The organism is Pseudooceanicola sediminis (assembly GCF_003575965.1).
Classification (GTDB): Bacteria; Pseudomonadota; Alphaproteobacteria; order Rhodobacterales; family Rhodobacteraceae; genus Pseudooceanicola; species Pseudooceanicola sediminis.
In genome coordinates, this window is record NZ_QWJJ01000002.1 from 137,527 (window position 1) to 155,521 (window position 17,995).

22 protein-coding genes are annotated in these 17,995 nt (G+C 64.4%); 8 read left to right on the forward strand and 14 right to left on the reverse strand.

Annotation, left to right across the window (positions count from 1 at the left end):
* Nucleotides 1–19 precede the first annotated feature (19 nt).
* Genes flhA through DL237_RS02575 form a run of 4 tightly spaced genes read left to right on the forward strand, consistent with a single transcriptional unit; the run spans nucleotide 20 to nucleotide 4,430 of the window.
* Entirely contained in the window at nucleotides 20–2,110 is a 2,091-nt protein-coding gene (gene flhA, locus DL237_RS02560) for a flagellar biosynthesis protein FlhA (RefSeq protein ID WP_119397458.1), read from the forward strand.
* Nucleotides 2,103–2,870, forward strand: coding sequence for a flagellar biosynthetic protein FliR (locus tag DL237_RS02565; protein ID WP_119397459.1), 768 nt, complete (start codon nucleotides 2,103–2,105; stop codon nucleotides 2,868–2,870). Before flhA ends, DL237_RS02565 begins: the two co-directional genes overlap by 8 nt.
* A 10-nt stretch (nucleotides 2,871–2,880) precedes the next feature.
* Entirely contained in the window at nucleotides 2,881–3,969 is a 1,089-nt protein-coding gene (locus DL237_RS02570; RefSeq protein WP_119397460.1) for an EscU/YscU/HrcU family type III secretion system export apparatus switch protein, read from the forward strand.
* Entirely contained in the window at nucleotides 3,966–4,430 is a 465-nt protein-coding gene (locus tag DL237_RS02575; RefSeq protein ID WP_119397461.1) for a hypothetical protein, read from the forward strand. The genes DL237_RS02570 and DL237_RS02575 overlap by 4 nt, the downstream gene beginning before the upstream one ends.
* A gap of 6 nt (nucleotides 4,431–4,436) precedes the next feature.
* On the opposite strand, the gene DL237_RS02580 is transcribed toward DL237_RS02575, so the two are convergent.
* From DL237_RS02580 to DL237_RS02620, 9 genes are all read right to left on the reverse strand, one after another.
* Entirely contained in the window at nucleotides 4,437–4,943 is a 507-nt protein-coding gene (locus DL237_RS02580) for a flagellar basal body-associated FliL family protein (RefSeq protein ID WP_119397462.1), read from the reverse strand.
* 9 nt (nucleotides 4,944–4,952) lie between these two features.
* A complete protein-coding gene (flgH, locus tag DL237_RS02585; protein WP_119397463.1) occupies nucleotides 4,953–5,690 on the reverse strand; it encodes a flagellar basal body L-ring protein FlgH in 738 nt (245 codons plus the stop codon).
* Nucleotides 5,687–6,106, reverse strand: coding sequence for a flagellar basal body P-ring formation chaperone FlgA (flgA, locus tag DL237_RS02590; protein WP_119397464.1), 420 nt, complete (start codon nucleotides 6,104–6,106; stop codon nucleotides 5,687–5,689). The genes flgH and flgA overlap by 4 nt, the downstream gene beginning before the upstream one ends.
* Nucleotides 6,106–6,891: a flagellar basal-body rod protein FlgG gene (gene flgG / locus DL237_RS02595; protein WP_119397465.1), complete on the reverse strand. Its 786-nt coding sequence runs from the start codon at nucleotides 6,889–6,891 to the stop codon at nucleotides 6,106–6,108. Before flgG ends, flgA begins: the two co-directional genes overlap by 1 nt.
* A 9-nt stretch (nucleotides 6,892–6,900) precedes the next feature.
* Nucleotides 6,901–7,614 carry a flagellar hook-basal body complex protein gene (locus DL237_RS02600; RefSeq protein WP_119397466.1) on the reverse strand — a complete coding sequence of 238 codons (714 nt, stop codon included), beginning with the start codon at nucleotides 7,612–7,614 and terminating at the stop codon, nucleotides 6,901–6,903.
* A gap of 2 nt (nucleotides 7,615–7,616) precedes the next feature.
* Nucleotides 7,617–7,883: a flagellar biosynthetic protein FliQ gene (locus DL237_RS02605; protein ID WP_119397467.1), complete on the reverse strand. Its 267-nt coding sequence runs from the start codon at nucleotides 7,881–7,883 to the stop codon at nucleotides 7,617–7,619.
* 82 nt (nucleotides 7,884–7,965) lie between these two features.
* Nucleotides 7,966–8,259: a flagellar hook-basal body complex protein FliE gene (gene fliE, locus DL237_RS02610; protein ID WP_119397468.1), complete on the reverse strand. Its 294-nt coding sequence runs from the start codon at nucleotides 8,257–8,259 to the stop codon at nucleotides 7,966–7,968.
* A 12-nt stretch (nucleotides 8,260–8,271) separates the two neighbouring features.
* The gene (flgC, locus tag DL237_RS02615) at nucleotides 8,272–8,664 is read right to left on the reverse strand and encodes a flagellar basal body rod protein FlgC (protein WP_119397469.1); all 393 of its coding nucleotides are present in this window, start codon (nucleotides 8,662–8,664) and stop codon (nucleotides 8,272–8,274) included.
* 20 nt (nucleotides 8,665–8,684) lie between these two features.
* Nucleotides 8,685–9,077 carry a FlgB family protein gene (locus DL237_RS02620; protein WP_119397676.1) on the reverse strand — a complete coding sequence of 131 codons (393 nt, stop codon included), beginning with the start codon at nucleotides 9,075–9,077 and terminating at the stop codon, nucleotides 8,685–8,687.
* An 85-nt stretch (nucleotides 9,078–9,162) separates the two neighbouring features.
* Between DL237_RS02620 and DL237_RS02625 the strand changes: the two genes are divergently transcribed.
* A complete protein-coding gene (locus DL237_RS02625) occupies nucleotides 9,163–10,602 on the forward strand; it encodes a FliI/YscN family ATPase (RefSeq protein WP_119397470.1) in 1,440 nt (479 codons plus the stop codon).
* A 221-nt stretch (nucleotides 10,603–10,823) separates the two neighbouring features.
* On the opposite strand, the gene flbT is transcribed toward DL237_RS02625, so the two are convergent.
* From flbT to DL237_RS02650, 5 genes are all read right to left on the reverse strand, one after another.
* Nucleotides 10,824–11,228 carry a flagellar biosynthesis repressor FlbT gene (gene flbT / locus DL237_RS02630; RefSeq protein ID WP_119397471.1) on the reverse strand — a complete coding sequence of 135 codons (405 nt, stop codon included), beginning with the start codon at nucleotides 11,226–11,228 and terminating at the stop codon, nucleotides 10,824–10,826.
* A complete protein-coding gene (gene flaF, locus DL237_RS02635; RefSeq protein ID WP_119397472.1) occupies nucleotides 11,225–11,605 on the reverse strand; it encodes a flagellar biosynthesis regulator FlaF in 381 nt (126 codons plus the stop codon). Before flaF ends, flbT begins: the two co-directional genes overlap by 4 nt.
* Nucleotides 11,606–11,688: 83 nt before the next feature.
* Complete coding sequence (locus DL237_RS02640; protein WP_119397473.1) at nucleotides 11,689–12,963, reverse strand: flagellin; 1,275 nt, start codon at nucleotides 12,961–12,963, stop codon at nucleotides 11,689–11,691.
* A 215-nt stretch (nucleotides 12,964–13,178) separates the two neighbouring features.
* Nucleotides 13,179–13,538 carry a flagellar export chaperone FlgN gene (locus DL237_RS02645; RefSeq protein ID WP_119397474.1) on the reverse strand — a complete coding sequence of 120 codons (360 nt, stop codon included), beginning with the start codon at nucleotides 13,536–13,538 and terminating at the stop codon, nucleotides 13,179–13,181.
* On the reverse strand, nucleotides 13,535–13,813 hold the full coding sequence (locus tag DL237_RS02650; RefSeq protein ID WP_119397677.1) for a rod-binding protein: 279 nt from the start codon (nucleotides 13,811–13,813) through the stop codon (nucleotides 13,535–13,537). Before DL237_RS02650 ends, DL237_RS02645 begins: the two co-directional genes overlap by 4 nt.
* A 114-nt stretch (nucleotides 13,814–13,927) precedes the next feature.
* On the opposite strand from DL237_RS02650, the gene DL237_RS02655 reads away from it, so the two are divergent.
* From DL237_RS02655 to DL237_RS02665, 3 genes are all read left to right on the forward strand, one after another.
* Nucleotides 13,928–16,306, forward strand: a complete 2,379-nt coding sequence (locus DL237_RS02655) for a flagellar hook-length control protein FliK (protein WP_147405304.1) — start codon at nucleotides 13,928–13,930, stop codon at nucleotides 16,304–16,306.
* Nucleotides 16,307–16,324: 18 nt separating this feature from the next.
* Nucleotides 16,325–17,020 carry a flagellar hook capping FlgD N-terminal domain-containing protein gene (locus DL237_RS02660; RefSeq protein ID WP_119397476.1) on the forward strand — a complete coding sequence of 232 codons (696 nt, stop codon included), beginning with the start codon at nucleotides 16,325–16,327 and terminating at the stop codon, nucleotides 17,018–17,020.
* 63 nt (nucleotides 17,021–17,083) lie between these two features.
* On the forward strand, nucleotides 17,084–17,980 hold the full coding sequence (locus DL237_RS02665) for a phosphotransferase (RefSeq protein WP_233544841.1): 897 nt from the start codon (nucleotides 17,084–17,086) through the stop codon (nucleotides 17,978–17,980).
* Nucleotides 17,981–17,995 lie beyond the last annotated feature (15 nt).

Consider the following 17,995-nt stretch of genomic DNA (forward strand, 5'->3'; position numbering starts at 1 on the left):
GAATGCAAGTGGGACATTGATGACCGACTCCGAATCCCGACCGCTTTTTCAGCCCACGATCCTGTTGGCCCTGGCGCTTATGTCGATCATCGTCATGATGATCCTGCCAGTGCCCGCCTTTGTACTGGATGTCGGCCTGGCAGCCAGCTTTGCCTTGGCGATCCTGATTTTCACCGTCACCCTGTTCATCGAAAAGCCGCTCGATTTCTCGGCGTTTCCGACGGTGCTGCTGGCCTCGCTGATGCTGCGACTGTCGCTCAACGTGTCTTCGACAAAGCTGATCATTGGCGAAGGGCATACCGGCACCCGCGCCGCGGGCGATGTCATCCGCGGATTTGCCGACTTCGTCATGGGCGGATCCGTGTTTCTCGGCCTCGTTGTCTTTGGCGTTCTGCTGATCGTCAACTTCATGGTCATCACCAAGGGTGCCGCGCGCATGGCCGAGGTCGGCGCGCGTTTCGCCCTGGACGGAATGCCCGGCAAGCAGCTGGCCATCGACAGCGACATGTCCGCCGGCGCCATCGACCACGTGCAGGCCAAGGAACGGCGCGAGCGCGAGCAGTTGGAAACCACATTTTTCGGCTCGCTCGACGGCGCCTCGAAGTTCGTCAAGGGCGATGCTGTCGCGGGCCTGCTGATCACCATCCTGAACCTGGTCGTGGGGCTGATGATGGGTGTCATCGTGCACGGCATGGCGCTGGGCGATGCTTTTGAAACCTATGCCATCCTGACCGTCGGCGACGGTCTGGTCACGCAGATCCCCGCTGTCATCATCTCGATCGCCTCCGCTCTGCTGCTGGCGCGGGGTGGCGCGACGGGCGCAACCGATCTGGCGCTGGTCGGCCAGCTGGGGCGTCACCCCGCCGCGCTGACCACCGTGGCCATCCTGATGATGCTGTTCGCCTTCGTGCCCGGCCTGCCCTTTCTGCCCTTCGTGATCGGCGGGCTGGTGCTGGGCGGATCCGCCTTTGCCGTCCATCGCAAGAACAACAAGGCGGCGGACAGTGCCAAGCATGACAGCAGCGACATGCCGGCTCTCAAGCCCAAGTCGCTGGGCGACACGCTGGATCTGGACGATGTGCACGTGGAATTTGCACCCGACCTCGTCAACATGGTGCTGGACCCCGGCACCGGGCTGGATGCCCGGATCGAGAATATGCGTCTGCATGTGGCAGAGAGCTATGGTCTGATCCTGCCCGAAATCCGGCTGACCGACGACCCCTCCCTGCCCTCGGGCAGCTATGTCATCCGCATTCAGGGGGTCGAACAGGCCCGCGCCACCCTGCGACCCGATCACATCCTGGCCCTGATCCAGGGTGGCGGCGACGATGTGCCCTCGGGCGAGGACGTCAAGGAACCGGTATATGGCGCGCCCGCCCGTTGGATCGACGGATCAACCCAGGAAAGCGCGGCGCTGTCCGGCACCACCCTCGTCACCCCGACCGAGGTGCTGGCGACCCATCTGCTGGAAACGATCAAGCGGAATTTCCCGCGTCTTCTGACATTGAAATCCATGCGCCGCGTGCTGGAGGAAATGACGAACCTGACCGATGCGCACCGTGCCGAGGCGAACCGCAAGCTGCTCGATGAACTGGTGCCCGACAAGGTTCCGCTGGACCTGCTGCACCAGGTGCTGCGCCTGCTGGTCGGGGAACAGGTTTCCATTCGCAACATGCCCCTGATCCTTGAATCCGTGGCCGAGATCCGCCCCCACATGCCCCAGCCCGAATCGATCTGCGAACACGTGCGCCATCGCCTGGGTTTCCAGTTGATCGCGGATCTGCGGCGCGCGGATGGCACGACACCGTTGATCCAGCTGGCACCCGGGTGGGAGGACATCTTTGCCACCTACCAGCTGGACCGCGAGCGGGGCAGCATCGACATCGCCCTGCCGCCCGACATCTACAATCGACTGGTCGGCAATGTCTCGGCCGCGATCAGCGATGCCAGCGACAAGGGGATCTACCCCGCCGTCGTGACGTCGACCCAGCGCAGACGTTTCCTGCGCATGGCGCTGAGTGCGCGCGGCATCACCAATCCGGTCCTGTCGTTCGAGGAAATCGGCGTTGACGCCCGCCCGGCGCTGATCGCGATGGTGCCCGATGAATGAGGCCGCCGCAGATGTCCTGACCCTGCTGCGGTTGCAGGGATGGACGGCCGCTATGATCTTTCTTCGGGTCGGCGCGTTCACCTCGCTCGTGCCCGGCTTCGGAGAGCAATCCGTCCCCACCCGCGTCAAGCTGGCGGTGGCGATCAGCCTGACTGCGGTCGTGCTGGCCGCCGCACCCGCCCTGCCCGAGGGCACCGCGCCGGACCTCGCGACCTTCCTGCGGTTTCTGGCAACCGAAACGCTGATCGGGCTATCGCTCGGCCTGGGGCTGCGGTTGTTCGTCATCGGCTTGCAGACCGCAGGGTCGATGATCGCACAGGCGACCTCGTTATCGCAGATCCTGGGCAATGCGGGGGTAGAGCCGATGCCAGCCATCGGCCACGTCCTGGTCATTGCCGGTTTGGCGCTGGCAATGACGCTGGGGCTGCATGTGCACGCCGTACTCTACCTGTTGATGTCCTACGAGGTGATGCCCCCCGGCCAGTGGCCCGATGCCAGCGATATCGCGCAATGGGGTATCGGCCTGACCGCGCAGAGTTTTCAGATGGCCTTCAGCCTTGCTGCGCCGTTCATCATCATTTCTTTGATCTACAACCTTACGCTGGGCGTCATCAACCGCGCCATGCCGCAGCTGATGGTGGCGTTTGTCGGTGCGCCCGTGATCACCTTTGGCGGGCTGGCCCTGCTGCTGATCCTCTCGGTGCAGATCCTCAGCAGCTGGTCCGGGCGGCTCATGGCCTTTCTCGTGGCCCCGTTCTGAGGCGGCGAAGATGGCAGAAGACGACCAGAGCAGCGAAAAACCACACGAGCCGACACAGCGAAAGCTGCAAAAGGCGCGCGAACAGGGCGAAGTGCCACGGTCGAACGACCTGTCGACAGCCGCGGCCTATGGCGGGTTGTGCATTGCCGGGGTTGCCGTTGGCGGGCCGGCGCTGATCCGCCTCGGCGGGACCCTGCAAAGCCTGATCGACCGGCCGGAGTCCCTGGCGCCTCTCTATTTTGACGGCGCCGGCACGACTCCGACCGGCGGGCTGATGGCCAGCGTCGCCCTGTCGCTGCTGCCGTTTTTCCTGGTCCCGGCTGTGGCGGCGTTGACGGCGGTCATCGCGCAGCAGGCCTTTGTCGTCTCGGCCGACAAGATCCGCCCGAAGCTGTCGCGCATCTCGGTCATTTCCAACGCCAAGAACAAGTTCGGGCGCGGCGGTCTGTTCGAATTCTTCAAGAGCTTTGCCAAACTGCTGATCTATTCGGCCTGCCTGTATTTTTTCGTGTCGGCCAAGCTGCCGGAAATGATCAACACACTCTATCTCGGCCCCGGCATCACCACGGCGACGTTGCTGCGGCTTTGTATCGAATTCCTGTTCATCGTCTTTCTCATCTCGCTCGTCATCGGCGGCGTCGACTTCCTGTGGCAGCGGGCCGAGCACATGCGCAAGAATCGCATGTCCGACAAGGACATGCGCGACGAATTCAAGGATTCCGAGGGCGATCCGCACATGAAACAGCAGCGTCGCCAGCGTGGCCAGGAAATTGCCAACTCACAGATGATGGCAGACCTGCCCAAGGCCGATGTGGTGATCGTCAACCCGACCCACTATGCCGTGGCGCTGAAATGGGACCGCACACGCGGATCTGCCCCGGTGTGCCTGGCCAAGGGGGTCGACGAGGTTGCCGCGGTCATGCGCCGTATCGCGGGCGAACACGCCATACCGATCCACAGCGATCCGCCAACTGCGCGAAAGTTGCATGCAACGGTCGAAATCGGTGACCAGATCGACCCGGACGACTACCGCGCCGTCGCGGCTGCCATACGGTTCGCGGACCAGATGCGCAGCAAGGCGAAAGGGCGGATCAGATGAGCCTGCCGAACACTCAGCGGCTTGCGCCGCTTGCCGCGATCACGGACATGGCGCATCAGGCCGCCCTGATGCGCCTGCGTCGCATCACCGCACGGGAACAGGCCCTGCGCGACAGCCTGGCGGATCTGGACGATCGGGCGGCAAACGGATTTCTGCGCTCTCTGTCCGGTCACGACAATGTGGATGGCGTTGCGAACCTGGGGTTCGTCGGCGGACAGGAACGCAACTGGCGCGACTGGATCTCGGTCCAACGGGCCTCGCTTCAGGTCGACCTGGCAAAGGTTCTGGGTGAAAAGGCCGAGCACATGACCCGGCTGACACAAACCCTGGGCCGCAAGGATGTGGCGGAAAAAATGCTGCGCGCCGCGCAGGAGCGCGACCGGCGGGACCGATCGCAAAAGCAGATGGCTGCGCTGCAAGAGCTTTCGCTGATGCTGCACAGCCATCGCACCAGACGGTGACGAAGGTCAGGAATCCTGCCGCGCGATATCGGTGATCAGAACATCCGACACCAGCGGCCCGAGCGATTTTGACGCCACCCTGTACAGCGCGGCCCGAAGCACATCCAGGTTGTTGGAGCTCGTGAACGATCCCTCGAACCCACCCATGTTGGCGTGATCGAACATCACCTGCAGAAAGGCATCACGCAATTTCGGCTCTCGCCCATAGACCACGTCGCTGCGACCCGGTTCGATTTCAAGGCTGATCGAGACCACGACCAACGCGCCGACACGTTCCTGCGTGACGACCGGCACGATGAACTGATCGTGCATCTTGATGTATTCCTTGTCCGCGGGATCGGCCTCGACCTTTTCTTCGGGGTCGGGGGCGGCATGGGTGTCTGTCGCCATCTCGGTGTCGCCGCACGGGTTGATCGCCGCCATTTCCTGCGGGGCAGGTTTCAGCATCAGGCCCGCGCCGCCACCGGCCCCGATTCCGAGCAGAATCAACAGGATGGGAAGGAGTTTTTTCATGAACTTTCCTCAGAACGGCAGGACGCGGTCGATGATCTGCTGACCGATGCGGGGTTGCTGCATGTCGGTGATCTGTCCACGCCCGCCATAGGAAATGCGCGCCGAGGCGATCTTGTCATAGGTGATTTCGTTCTGGCGCGAGATATCCTCGGGTCGCACGTACCCTGACACCAGCAGTTCGCGCAGTTCATAATTCACCCTCACCTCCTGATTGCCGGTGATCGACAGCACGCCGTTGGGCAACACATCGACGATGGTTGCCGCGACCCGCAGCGTCAGCTTTTCGTTGCGGCTGACCGTACCGTCGCCATTGGCGCTCGATGAAGATGAGATAGACACCGCGTCGGCGGCGCTGGCGCCGGCGGGCAGCTCCGTATCCAGGCGTTGCGGCAGGCCGAACAATTGCGGAATGCCAAGGCTTTCCGATCCGTCACGGGACCGCGAGGTGGAATTGGAGATCTCGGCCTTGTCGTCGATCTCGATCACCACTGTCATGATATCGCCCTGTTTCATCGCCCGCCGATCCCCAAGCAGCGACCCGCGATCACCGGTCCACAACGACGCTTCCTGCAACACTCCGCGCGCACGGGGGGCCGTTTTCGGCAGCCCCGGGGACAGCATTGCATAATGTTCGCGGGTGTTCATATCGTCGGTGAAGTCGGGCGTCTTGCCGATATGATGGTCGCCACAACCGGAGACGAGCAGACAGCAAGCACCGGCAATGGGCGTATAAATTCTCAATTTCATTGGACCTTCACCGTTCCGTCAGGTTGCACGACACCGTTCACCGTCTGACGCGACGACAGGTTCATCACCCGGATGCTCTCGCCTTCGCCGGCGCGGGCGAGCGAGCGTGCCTCGGCCACGATGACCAGCCCGCCACGGTCGTAGACCAGGCTGACAATCGCATTGCGTTCGATCAGCGCCGGCGGGCCAACATCGCCCATCCGCAACGGCCGCCCGGCATAGATCGCGACACGGGTTTCCTGCCCGATCAATCCTTCGATCTGCGTCAGCGCACCGGGCATGTCGCCCTCTCGCAGGACAAGGTCGCCGGGTCCGATCAGGCTCTGGGCCGGCAGCGTTCGTGCGGCGACGACCGTATCTGCCAGCACACCCGCGCCGGGCAGACCCAGCAACAGGCAGGTGATCAGCCCACGCATCAGCGCACCTGCGCCGTGGCGGCCAGCATCTGATCGGCGGCGGTGATCACCTTGGCGTTCAGTTCGTATCCGCGCTGCGCCTCGATCAGTTCCGTCACTTCGCGCACCGGATCGACCGAACTGTCCTCCAGGTAACCTTGCCGCACCGTGCCCAACCCGTTCAGCCCCGGCGTCGTCACCGTGGCGGGGCCAGATGCTTCGGTTTCGGAAAACAGGTTGCTGCCGATTGCCTCCAACCCCTTGGGATTGCTGAAACCGGCGATGCTGATCTGGCCCAACTGCTGCGCCTGAGTCTGGTCGGCGAAATAGGCATACACCTCGCCATCGGCATTGATCGAAACCGAGCGCGCATCGTCGGGAATGACGATTTCCGGCGAAACGGGAAATCCATCCGACGTGACGATCAGCCCCTCACCAGTGCGCTTCAGCGCGCCGTCGCGGGTATAGGCCGGCTGACCATTGGGCAGCGTCACCTCAAGATAGCCGCGACCCTCGATCGCCAAGTCCAGGTCGCCGCCGGTGTTCGACAGCGACCCTTGCGCAAGCTGCATCGACACCGCCGAGGGGCGCACCCCGAGGCCCAGCTGAATCCCCGTGGGCAGAATCGTCCCGTCGGCCGAATTCACCGTACCTGCCCGTGCAAACTGCTGATAGTGCAGGTCCGCGAATTCGGCGCGCCGCGCATTGTACCCGGTGGTCGACATGTTCGCGAGGTTGTTCGAGATCGTCTCGACCCGCATCTGCTGGGCGGCCATCCCGGTGGCCGCGATCTTGAGGGCTCTCATGGCGCGTTCCTATTTCAACAATGTTTTCATGGTGGTACGAATTCGTTCGTCTTCCTTGTCCAGAAAGGACTGACCCAGTTCATAGGCGCGTTGCACGCTGATCATGCGGGCGATCTGGCCGATGGGATCGACGTTGGAGGATTCGATGAACCCCTGAATGGCACGGGGCGCCTCAACTGGCACAACGCCTTCGTCCGCCCGGAACATCACACCGCCTTCGCGTTGCAGGCGCAGCGGGTCGACGGGCGCGACGATGCCGATTTGCCCGATGGGCCGGCCCCCCGTGCTCAGCGTGCCATCGGCGGCCATGCCCAGATCGGTTGCATCTGGGGGGATGAAGATCGGGGCGCCGCCCGGATCCAACACCGGATAGCCGTCGTTCGTCACCAGGTCTCCCGCAGGCGACAGGGCAAAACTGCCTGCACGGGTCAGCCGCTGCCCACCCGGTGCCTGCACCAGAAAGAACCCGTCGCCCTCGATGGCGAAATCCAGATCGCCGCCGGTCTTGGTCAGCGTGCCTTGGCTCAGATCGATACTGCGCACATTCGCCGTGGCCATGGACAGCGACGGCCCGACCTCGGTTCCCTTGACGAATTCGGAAAAGATCAGACCTTCCTGCCGGAACCCGGTGGTGGCGCTGTTGGCGATATTGTTGGCGATCACGCTCATCTCGCGCATCAGGCCCGATTGTCGGGTCAGGGTGGTGTAACCGGCGTTGTCCATGCTCAGCCTCCGATGACGAGGGGGATCAATTGGTCCTGAAAGAAGGACACGAGGGTTTGCGTCATGAAGCCCATCGACAGCCAGAAGACGACGACGATGGCCATCAGCTTGGGCACGAAGGTCAGCGTCATTTCCTGGATCGAGGTCAGCGCCTGGAACAGACCGACCGTGACCCCCGCAACCAATGCCACCGCCAGGATCGGGGTCGAGGTGATGACCGCGACCCACAGGCCCTGGCGCAGGCTGTCGAACAGAATGGCTTCGTTCATGCGGCACCTGCCTTTTCGGAACAATCGCGCCGGGCGATCAACCATTGCCGCACGCGCGCGCATCCGAGTTCATTGCGAATGCTCAGACCGGCATCCGCAGGATTTCCTGATAGGCTTCGACGACCTTGTCGCGCACCGTCACAGCCGCCTCGACAGCCAGTTCGGTCTGCGACAATGCCTGGACCAGCGAATGCGGATCGGCCTGGCCGATCATTGCGGCTTTCGCCGTTTCTTCGCCTTCTCGAAATGTCTCGGCGAAGTTTTTCGCAACTTCGCCGAGGGCTTGGCCAAGTCCTGTGCCGGTTCCGGGGACAGGTTCGGTGGCCGGGCGGGCTGCCGCGTACTTCTGGGCAGCATTCAATGCACGAATGTCCATTCTGGACCTCCTTTATCGACGTAAAAGTTCAAGCAGGCTGGCCGACATCTGTCGGGCCTGGTCAAACATCTTGAGGTTCGCCTCGTAGCTGCGCTGCGCTTCGCGCGCGTCAGCGATTTCGACCACCAGATCGACGTTCGATCCATCGTGGTGGCCGGTTTCATCGGCGAGGGGATGTGACGGATCATAGATCCGCACCAGTTCGCTCTGGTCGAGTTTCACTCGACCCGTGCGCACCTCGCCCGCGCCATCATCGGAACCCGCCACGCTTTCGAACGGGACGGTCTTGCGCCGATATCCGGGCGTGTCCGCATTGGCGATGTTTTCCGACGTGTGCTGTAGCCGCTCTGCCTGCGCGCGCAGGCCAGTCGCCGAAACGGACATGGAATTCAGGAAATCACCCATTCTGGGGGCTCCTTTCGGGGTTATCTGCGACCGATGGAGGTGCGCATGATGGTCAAAGCACTGCGGTAGATCGACAGCGCCCGACTGTGCTCCTGCTGTACTTCGACCGACTTCAGCACCTGCTGCTCCAGCGAGACGGAGTTCCCGTTGGGCGAGGTCCACATGTTGCGATCACGGAAAGATTCGTATGCGCCCTGATCCCCTGCGCTGCCGTTCAGGTGGCTTGCACGGGTCGCACGGGCCGCGAACCCGGGGGCGGTACGATTCAGTGTTTCGGGAAAGGGAAGGATGTCACGCGCCTTGAAACCAGGCGTATCCGCGTTCGCCATATTCTCGGCAATCACGGTCTGCCGCTGACCCGCATGGCGGGCCATGGACTCCGACATGCGGAATATTTGCAGGTTTTCAAACACCGGGGCTTCTCCCTCGATTGGCTTCAATCAAGGCTTAACTCCGATTCCTTTAGAAATGGTTGGTGTCTTATGAAGGAGGCGACCGATGCCACAGAATGTGCTGCAAGGGGTCCGTGCGGAAATCGAAATGCTTTCGGCTGTGCGGCACGTTGGCCGGATCGAGGCGGTCGATGCCGAGGTGCTCAAGGTCACAGGTCTGGGGCGCCATGCCCGGCTTGGCGACATCCTCAGGGTCACCCGTGCCGACGGAACCGACCTGCACGGCGAGATCGTCAAACTTGACCGAAACGCGGTGACGGTGATGCCCGATGCCCCCGCCGAGGGCGTCTCTCTCGGGGATCGCGTGCTCTTGCGCGGACCGCTGCGTATTGCACCCGACGATTCCTGGGTCGGGCGCGTGATCGACCCACATGGCCAACCGCTGGATGGCCACCCTATCCTGCCGGGAAGTGTCTGGAAACCCTTGCGAAATGACCCGCCTGCGCCGGCGGATCGCCGCGGCCTTGGCGCGCGACTGGATACCGGCATGACGGTGTTGAACACGCTGCTGCCGATCGTCGAAGGGCAGCGCGTCGGCCTGTTCGCAGGCTCCGGCGTCGGGAAATCCAGCCTGATGGCCCACCTGGCGCGCAACATGCAGGCCGATGTTGCGGTGATTGCGCTGGTCGGTGAACGCGGCCGCGAGCTGCGTGAATTCATCGACAAGGTGTTGGGCCCCGAGGGGATGAAACGCGCCGTCGTCGTCGCCGCCACCTCTGACCGCTCCGCGCTGGTGCGGCGTCGCTGTGCCTGGACCGCGATGAGCGTCGCAGAACATTTCCGCGAGCAAGGCCAGCACGTCTTGTTCCTGGCCGATTCGATCACCCGCTTTGCCGAGGCCCACCGGGAGGTCGCTGTCGCGGCGGGCGAATTGCCTGCGCTGCGCGGCTACCCACCCTCGACCGCGCACCAGATCATGCAATTGTGCGAACGCGCCGGGCCAGGTGCGGGCGACGCAGGGACCATCACCGCCGTGCTCAGCGTTCTGGTCGCCGGGTCGGACATGGATGAACCCATCGCCGATATCCTGCGCGGCGTTCTGGATGGCCATATCGTGATGGACCGGGTGATTGCCGAACGCGGGCGGTATCCCGCGATTGACCTTTTGCGCTCGGTTTCGCGCAGCCTGCCCGACGCCGCGACCGTCGACGAAAACCGCGTCATTACCGAGGCGCGCCACCTGCTCAGCGCCTACGCCAGATCGGAATTGATGGTGCAGGCGGGGCTGTACCTGAGTGGCAGCGATGCGACGCTGGATCATGCCATTCGCGCCTGGCCAGAGCTTGACCGTTTTCTGGCCGAAACCGAGACGCAGGGAATTTCCGCGTCGTTCGACAAACTTCGACTTCTCCTGCGCCGGTCGGCCTCCGCAGGTGCGGCGCGATCGACCGGAGCCGCCAAATCCCGGCCGTCACCGTCGCGGAGCGCAGGCGACCCGATGCGCCAGGTCGGCGCACCGGTATCCTTGCCCGGCCGATCAGGCTGATCCGATCAGATCGGGCTTGCCGACAAAGGCGGGCGCGCAAGGCGACAAAGGAACGCCGGAGCCATTCGCATTGGATGGCACCGGCAGGATCGAGGTATCGACAGGACATGGCGTCGCCCCCCACGGCAAAGAAAAGACCGCGCAACAAGGGCCGACGAATTTTCAGGCGGGAACACGATAGGGGCCAACGCGGCCCCGGTCCGACCGCGGTACGACCGGGGTCAGGACAGGCGTGTGTTCAGCAGACGCTCCTCGCGCGGTAAAAGCGCACGCAGGGATTTCAGGCATTGATAGAACTGGTTGCCGATAACGGCATCCGTTGCAGCGCCCAGCAGGGCGCGACTGTCCGGGTCAGTCAGGATCTGGCTCAGTTCCTCGATGCGACGCAGCATCTGGTGGCGCGTCTCTTCGGGATCGGCATCTCCTGTCAGGACCAGCTGCGCCGCATAGCAGACACGCCGGACCGGTGTGGTCGCCTCCTCTGGGTGGATTGCATCGCGCAGACGCAAGATCTTGACGTTCGGCGTGACGATCGACAGGCGCGACCGGCGGTCCCCGTTTTCGATAACGGCACCGTTGATCAGAACCCGTTCCTTTGGTGATAATTTCAGAACAAGACCACTCATTTGGAGATCCCCTCGCTGCGCAGGCCCCGCATGATCGAGGAATTCACTTCGATCAACGGCAGCACATTGGCCTCTCCCTTCAGCACCTTGCGGCTATGGGCCTGTGTGAACTCGGAAAGATAGAAAATCTGGGCGCGCAATTGCGCTGGCAGTTGGTTGGCATCGTCCACCACTTCGCTGGCCAGCAGGGTCCATAGCTGGCGATTGTCGAAAACGGCGCGGGCGATATCGGGGAAGGCAGCCTTGCTGCCTTTCTTGGCAGTCGCGATCAGACGGTGCGTGATGCGTGCGAATACGTCGTATTCCAGCCCGCGTGCCGTCCGGATGGGTGTCTGCGCCTGGCCATAGGCCCGCAGAGCTTGAGAATGAGCTGTCACGTGAAGTCCTTCCAGTGAGCCGTGAGATTTCAGGGAACCTCATCAGGGGCGCGCCGCGCGCGCCCCTGACAGTCGCCAATCCGTTAACGGAACAGCGAGAGCAGCGTTTGCGGTGCCTGGTTGGCAATCGACATTGCCTGAACGGCCAGCTGTTGCTGGACCTGCAGCGCTTGCAGGCGGGCCGATGCTTCTTCCATGTTGGCATCGACCAGGGTGCCGATACCGGATTTCAGCGAGTCGGTCAGCGTACCGATAAAGTCGGACTGGGTTTCAATCCGGCTTTGAACGGAACCGAAGGACGCAGCCGCGTCGATCGAGGTCTGGATCAGGGTCTCGATCTCGGTCAGCGCGCTGGCAGCGCCGGAGTCGCTGGTGATGTCGATATCCGTCACCGCCGACAGACCGCCACCGATGGTGTTACCAGCAGCCGCGTAACCGTTCGCTGTGATCGAGAAGTTGTCACCCGTCACCGACGATCCGGTGAAGGTCACGACACCCGCGGCAGAGGTCGCGGCAACCGTGCTGACATCATCGCCCATCTCTTCGGCAACATAGGCGTTGAAGGCTTTCGCCAGGCCCGCGGCAACATCCGTCACCGTGTCCCCGTCACGGGCAACGTAGGAGATGTCGTTCAGACCGCCAGTCGCGACTGCGGCATAGTTACCGGCACCCGCAGTAATCGCCAGCGAGTAGCCAAAGCCGGCTTCGACGCCGGTCACGGTCAGTGCCGAGGTGGGCGGCGTCGCCGCGCCTGTCAGGGCGGAGGCCGCCGCATCTGCCGCGCCGGTCAGGTTGTTGGTCGCGGTTGCGATAGCGGTCCCCGTGATCGCCGATGCCGTGGTGCCGAGGTCCTGCTTGCCGACGGCAATCTGGCTGACAGCCACGCCGGACGTCGACCGGTCGAGCGAGGACAGGATGTTGACCGTGCCGCTGCCCGCCGTCTTTTCAGCGTTCGACAGCAGGTTCAGGCCGTTGAACTGCGCGGCGCTGACCACGGTACCGATCTGGCCCCGCAGCGCGTCGACATCCGCCTGGATCTTTTCGCGGTCGACGTTCTCTTCCTGGGACGCGACGATCTTGCCCTTCATCTGGGTCAGAAGGTCGGTCACGGTTTCCGAGGCCTGACGTGCCACCGCAACGGTCGATTCACCCAACGCGAGGCTTTCCGAGATGCCCTTGAAGCCCTTCACGTCGGACTCCATGACCTTGGAAATCGCCCACACGGCCGAGTTATCCTTGGCGCTGGCAACTTTCATACCGGTCGAGATCTGGCCCTGAATGCCGACCATCGATTTGTTGACGGATTTGAGGGTTTGCAGCGCGACCATTGCGCTGTTGTTTGTCAGAATGCTGGACATGCATTGTTCCTTTGATCGATTGGGCGCTTTACGCCCGTAAATTTACCATCCCTTTCGGGTCGGCTCGGATGTCATTCTGACGGGTGCAGGATCTGGGACTTTGCCCGAACTTGCGCCATCCGTTTGGATGCAAGGGGGAACATGCGCTACAGGTGCTAATGGTTTGCTAAATGCCGGACAGTCAGTGCCCGGCATTTGATGCAATTGCGATCGGGTCAGGCCCGCTTCTCCAGCTTGTTTTCGTGTTGCTGGACCAGCGCGGACTTGCGCCCCTTGTCGTCATAGGTTTCCAGCGTGCGGCGGATCTTGCGCAGCGTCGAAAACCGGTTCGCGACGGTGCGGATGCCCCGCAGTGCGCCATCCAGCAGCGCCTGGTTGCGCATCACCTTGCCCTTGAGAGGTTGCAGGTGATGGGCTTCGATCCCGTCCATTTCATTCAGGGAATCGATCAGCCCTTCCTTCAGCTCCAGCAATGCCGGCAGGCTGTCGAGCTTTCCGCTGACGAGCGCTTCACGCTCCTGTTCCAGAAGTTTATCGAGTTCTTCGATCAGGGTCTGTTGCGGGTCTTGAGTCATTTCTCTTTCTCCAGGAGTGATTGATAGAGCATTTCGGCCAATCCGATTCCCCCCGCCTCCACCATGGCGTGGGCCTGTTCTTCACGTAGAAAAGAAGCAAACTGGTCCTCTCCGGTGCCGCCGCCGAAGGACTCCGGGGTTTCGCCCAACCCGGCAGATTTCAACATTTCCGACAGAAAGGCGGCCTCCATCTTCTGCGCGGCGTCCCACAGCTCCTTCTTGCGGGGGGGCGGGGCGGGCGGAGTGGGCGGGATGGATGCGAGGCTGTCGGTCATGGTGAAAGGCTCCAATTTGATCCAGTTCATTGAAAATGCAGCATCACCGGTAAAGAAGCGGTAACCGTGATTGGCCATAGTACCAGGACGCGGAAGAACTCCCGGAGAGCCATCATGAATTTCCTCCCAATGCCCCGCACGGGCCCGGTGCCGGGCAACACCTCTGCCCTGGCGCAATCCGCCGCACAGCGCGCTCGCCCCGCGGCGGCGTCCAGATCCGGACCGGATCGCCCCCCCCATCAGGATCAGCGATCAGGCACGACCGCCGGCACCCCGCAGGGCGGCGGCCCACACCCGCAGGGCAATGGCGACACCGGGCCGGGGGCGGCAGAAACACCGTCGCGCAGGCAGCTATCGCGCCAGGTATCCGCCGGATCCGACACCGCCCGCACGTCTGGGCTGACCACAGGGGCCCGCCCCGGCGTCACGGCGCAGGGCACGGCTGCCGCACGCGACGAGGCGCCGGGCTTTGCCGCCGTTTTCAGCGCTTTGTCGGAGTCGCAAACGCCCCCCCTGTCTGCCCCCTCGGCTGCCCCCGTGATCGGCACGCGATCCGACGCCAAGGCGGATCGCACTGACGCTACCGACGCTGCATCGGACACCACGGCGCATCCTTCCTCCGCCGACGACGCGCTGGATAAGGCTGGGGCACACGATGCGCCCGGCCCTGGCACACGCCCCGGGACAACGGCTGGCACGACCTCCGGCATGGCCCCTGGCCAAACATCCGACACTTATGGCGACGCCGACCCTGCGACCGACGATCGCGATCCGCGCGCCCTGCCCCCCGACTCGGGCCCGGACCGTCCGCGTCATGGCGCGCTGCACCCGGTCGCCTTTCCCTACGCAGATCCGCCCGGTGCAATGTCCGGCCACAGCGCGGCGACTGGTCCCACCCCGCAATTGCGCAGCAACGACGCCCCTATGGCGAGACAGGCAGATGCCGCCGCCCGCGCGCCCCAGGTCGGCAACCACACAGGCAGGCCGCCGGCGCATTGGCCAACGGCCCCGCTCACGGCTTCGACCTCGCGAATGGCGGTGCAACAGGGTGCGGCCCCATCCGCAGGCGCGCCCACCGCCGTGCAGGCCGATCCCTCCGGTGAAACACGCGCGGCCCCCATCGCCAACCAGTCCGGCATTTCCCAGTCCGGCATTTCCCAGTCTGGCCTTGCCCAGTCTGGCCATATCCAGCTTCGTACGGCCCAGTCTGCACCGGCCCAGGACCTCCCACAAACCGCCAGCCGCCAATCGCCCCCCGAACAGGGCACCCAACCGCGAGAGAATGCGCTTCGGGTCACCGACGCCCCCTCGTCCGCTCGGCAAGGCGGGCCCTCGGCACCGTCGGACACCGCCACCGACGCCACGCGCAATCGCCCGGCGCAGCAGCCTTTCGGGGATCGCACCCTGCTCTCCGCCTCCGGCACCACATCTGCGGTCAGGGCAGAACAGACCTCAGCGCCGCCCCCGGTCTCACAGACCGGGCCGGCGCAGCACGCCCCTGCGCCTGCCGACCTCCGCGCGGCGCAGGGGGCACCGCCGCGGGCAACACCCTCCGAATCCTCCGGCGCTCAGCCGCTGCCCTCCGCCGATCCCCGCCCGACCGCGCCCCTGATGGCGCAACTTGCGCCCGGCACTGGCGCCAATGGTGCCACCGATCCCCGGATCGGCGCACAAGCCACGCCGCCGCCTGCCCTGCAAACCGGCGATACAACCTCCCGACGTGGCACCACACCTCAGGCCGCCGCATCGCCCGCGCGGATGACCGCGCCACGTGCGCTGACTGCGACACCGGCACCGACTGCGACTGCGACTGCGTCCGTCTCCGTGACGGCGCTCTATTCCGGCCCCCGCAATGCCCCCCGGCAAAACGCTGCCGCCGCCCAACCGGCACCGGTTACACTGACGGCAGAGGGTGATCCCGCGCTGACACGTGGCGCCGACGGCCTTGATGGCGATCTCACCGGCCTGCGCTCCGCCGACATGCCCGGTGCAGCGCCCGATGGCCGCGCCGTCACGCAGCGCGACCTGGCGCGCCACATCGCCAACCAGATTGCCAGCGCTGCCGCCCGGCCGGATACGCGATCCGACGCCCGCATGACCGAGGTGCGCCTGGACCCCGAGGAACTGGGGCGGGTCAGCCTGCGCCTCAGCGCCGATGACATCGGCGTCACCCTGCACGTCACCGCGGAACGGGCCGACACGATGGACCTCATGCGTCGCCATATCTCCCTGCTTCAGGACAGCTATCGCGCCATGGGGTACCAGCGGGTCGAGATTTCGATCAATGGCCAGCAAACCGGCGGCAGCCATGGCCAGTGGGCTGGCGGCGGCGGCACGGGCAACGGCCCCGCTCCAGACGGATCCGGTGACCGGCCTACCCCGACGCCCCCCGCGCCCGAGGCTGCGGCCACCGCACAAACCGAATCGGGCCTGCGCCAGGGGGGTCTGCGCCAGCCCGGCCAGCAAACCGACAAGATCGACATCAGACTTTAAGCTCGGAAGGAGCCTCCCATGGACGTTGCGCAAACCACCGCCGCGGCACAGACCAGCGCCGCCTCGGCAGCCAGTTCCGCCAGTTCCGCCAGTTCCGTCAACAGCGACGCCAAGCCCGGCATCAGCTCGGATTTCGAGACATTCCTGCAAATGCTCTCGACGCAGCTCAAGAATCAGGACCCCCTGAATCCCGTCGAATCCGCCGATTTCGCGGTGCAGCTGGCGACGTTCTCCTCGGTCGAACAACAGGTGCTGACGAACAACCTGCTTCAGGGGCTGGCGGGGCAATTCGCCTCCTCCGGCATGTCGGACCTGGCCAATTGGGTGGGCATGGACGCGCGCTCTGCCGCGCCCGCCAGCTATTCCGGGTCACCGATCAGCATCGCGCCCGCGCCGCAGGCCGGTGCCGATGAAACCCGCCTGATCGTGCGCAATGCAAACGGAACGATCGTGTCCAGCGCCCCGATTCCGGTGTCCGACGATCAGCTTGAATGGGATGGCAGAACCGCGTCGGGTGCCGCCCTGCCCCATGGCACCTATACCTTCGAGCTTGAGAATTACGCCAATGGTGCCCTTCTCGGCACGGATGTGGTCGAAAGCTATTCCCGCGTCAGCGAAGCCCGCATCGTCGATGGTCAGACGATGCTGGTCACCACGTCGGGAACCATGCTGCCCAGTTCGGAAATCTCGGGGCTGCGCCAGCCCGGCGCCTGACACCTTGCTGCCTGCCCGCGCAGCTTTTAGGTATGCGGGGCGGCAGGCAACAGGGGCAGCACGGTGCAGCAGACAGGCAACAGCGGGCCGCCCCAAAGGGCGCAGGCACCGGGCGCAGGCGGCCCTGACGCCGCCACCGACCTTGCCCGCCTCGGGCTCGCACGGGGGCTGGCCCGCGATCCCGCGCTCTGGCAACCCCAGACAGGGGGGCGCAGCAACCTCAGCTGGCGCGTGCCGCATCCCAACGGTGACTGCGTGGTCAAGCTGTTCCGGCCCGCCCGTGGCTGCACCGTCTTTCCCAATGATCCGGCGGCCGAGGCGCAGATGCTGCGGCACCTGTCAGGGTGCGACATTGCGCCGACCCTGTTGCACGCGGGCGACACGCCGCAGGGTCCCTGCATCGTCTATCGCCATATCGCCGGGCCAACCTGGGCAGGCGGGCGGGCCGAGATCCCCCGGATTGCGCGCCTCCTGCGACACCTGCACGGCCTGCCGGCCCCCTCAGGCCTGCGCCGCGGCCCGAACGGCACCGATGCCCTGCGGGACGAGATCGCGGCCCAGTTGCCACCCGGTGCGCACTGCCCGCCGCTGCCCGATGTCACGCTGCCCCCGGTCGCGCCCCGGCTGATCCATGGCGATCCGGTGCCCGGCAATATCGTGATCTCCGCAAGCGGTCTGCGACTGATCGACTGGCAGTGTCCGGCCCTTGGCGATCCCTGTCTCGATCTGGCGACGTTCCTGTCGCCGGCGATGGGGCTGCTCTATCTCGGCAAACCGCTCGATTCGGCGGCGCGTGCGGACTTTCTGGCGGCCTATGGCGATGCGCAGGTCGTCGCGCGCTATCACGCGCTGGCGCCGTTCTTTCACGCAAGGATGGCGGCCTATTGCCTCAGCCGCGCGGCATCCGGGTCCGCCGCGGATCGCCGCGCGGCCACTCTTGAACTTGCCGCTCTCGCTTGAACTGGCGACCTTGGC

Bases quoted from the DNA above. Each gene is read 5' to 3' on its own strand.
- flhA (WP_119397458.1), top strand. From the start codon at position 20: ATGACCGACTCCGAATCCCGACCGCTTTTTCAGCCCACGATCCTGTTG.
- DL237_RS02565 (WP_119397459.1), top strand. From the start codon at position 2,103: ATGAATGAGGCCGCCGCAGATGTCCTGACCCTGCTGCGGTTGCAGGGA.
- DL237_RS02570 (WP_119397460.1), top strand. From the start codon at position 2,881: ATGGCAGAAGACGACCAGAGCAGCGAAAAACCACACGAGCCGACACAG.
- DL237_RS02575 (WP_119397461.1), top strand. From the start codon at position 3,966: ATGAGCCTGCCGAACACTCAGCGGCTTGCGCCGCTTGCCGCGATCACG.
- DL237_RS02580 (WP_119397462.1), bottom strand. From the start codon at position 4,943: ATGAAAAAACTCCTTCCCATCCTGTTGATTCTGCTCGGAATCGGGGCC.
- flgH (WP_119397463.1), bottom strand. From the start codon at position 5,690: ATGAAATTGAGAATTTATACGCCCATTGCCGGTGCTTGCTGTCTGCTC.
- flgA (WP_119397464.1), bottom strand. From the start codon at position 6,106: ATGCGTGGGCTGATCACCTGCCTGTTGCTGGGTCTGCCCGGCGCGGGT.
- flgG (WP_119397465.1), bottom strand. From the start codon at position 6,891: ATGAGAGCCCTCAAGATCGCGGCCACCGGGATGGCCGCCCAGCAGATG.
- DL237_RS02600 (WP_119397466.1), bottom strand. From the start codon at position 7,614: ATGGACAACGCCGGTTACACCACCCTGACCCGACAATCGGGCCTGATG.
- DL237_RS02605 (WP_119397467.1), bottom strand. From the start codon at position 7,883: ATGAACGAAGCCATTCTGTTCGACAGCCTGCGCCAGGGCCTGTGGGTC.
- fliE (WP_119397468.1), bottom strand. From the start codon at position 8,259: ATGGACATTCGTGCATTGAATGCTGCCCAGAAGTACGCGGCAGCCCGC.
- flgC (WP_119397469.1), bottom strand. From the start codon at position 8,664: ATGGGTGATTTCCTGAATTCCATGTCCGTTTCGGCGACTGGCCTGCGC.
- DL237_RS02625 (WP_119397470.1), top strand. From the start codon at position 9,163: ATGCCACAGAATGTGCTGCAAGGGGTCCGTGCGGAAATCGAAATGCTT.
- flbT (WP_119397471.1), bottom strand. From the start codon at position 11,228: ATGAGTGGTCTTGTTCTGAAATTATCACCAAAGGAACGGGTTCTGATC.
- DL237_RS02640 (WP_119397473.1), bottom strand. From the start codon at position 12,963: ATGTCCAGCATTCTGACAAACAACAGCGCAATGGTCGCGCTGCAAACC.
- DL237_RS02645 (WP_119397474.1), bottom strand. From the start codon at position 13,538: ATGACTCAAGACCCGCAACAGACCCTGATCGAAGAACTCGATAAACTT.
- DL237_RS02650 (WP_119397677.1), bottom strand. From the start codon at position 13,813: ATGACCGACAGCCTCGCATCCATCCCGCCCACTCCGCCCGCCCCGCCC.
- DL237_RS02655 (WP_147405304.1), top strand. From the start codon at position 13,928: ATGAATTTCCTCCCAATGCCCCGCACGGGCCCGGTGCCGGGCAACACC.
- DL237_RS02660 (WP_119397476.1), top strand. From the start codon at position 16,325: ATGGACGTTGCGCAAACCACCGCCGCGGCACAGACCAGCGCCGCCTCG.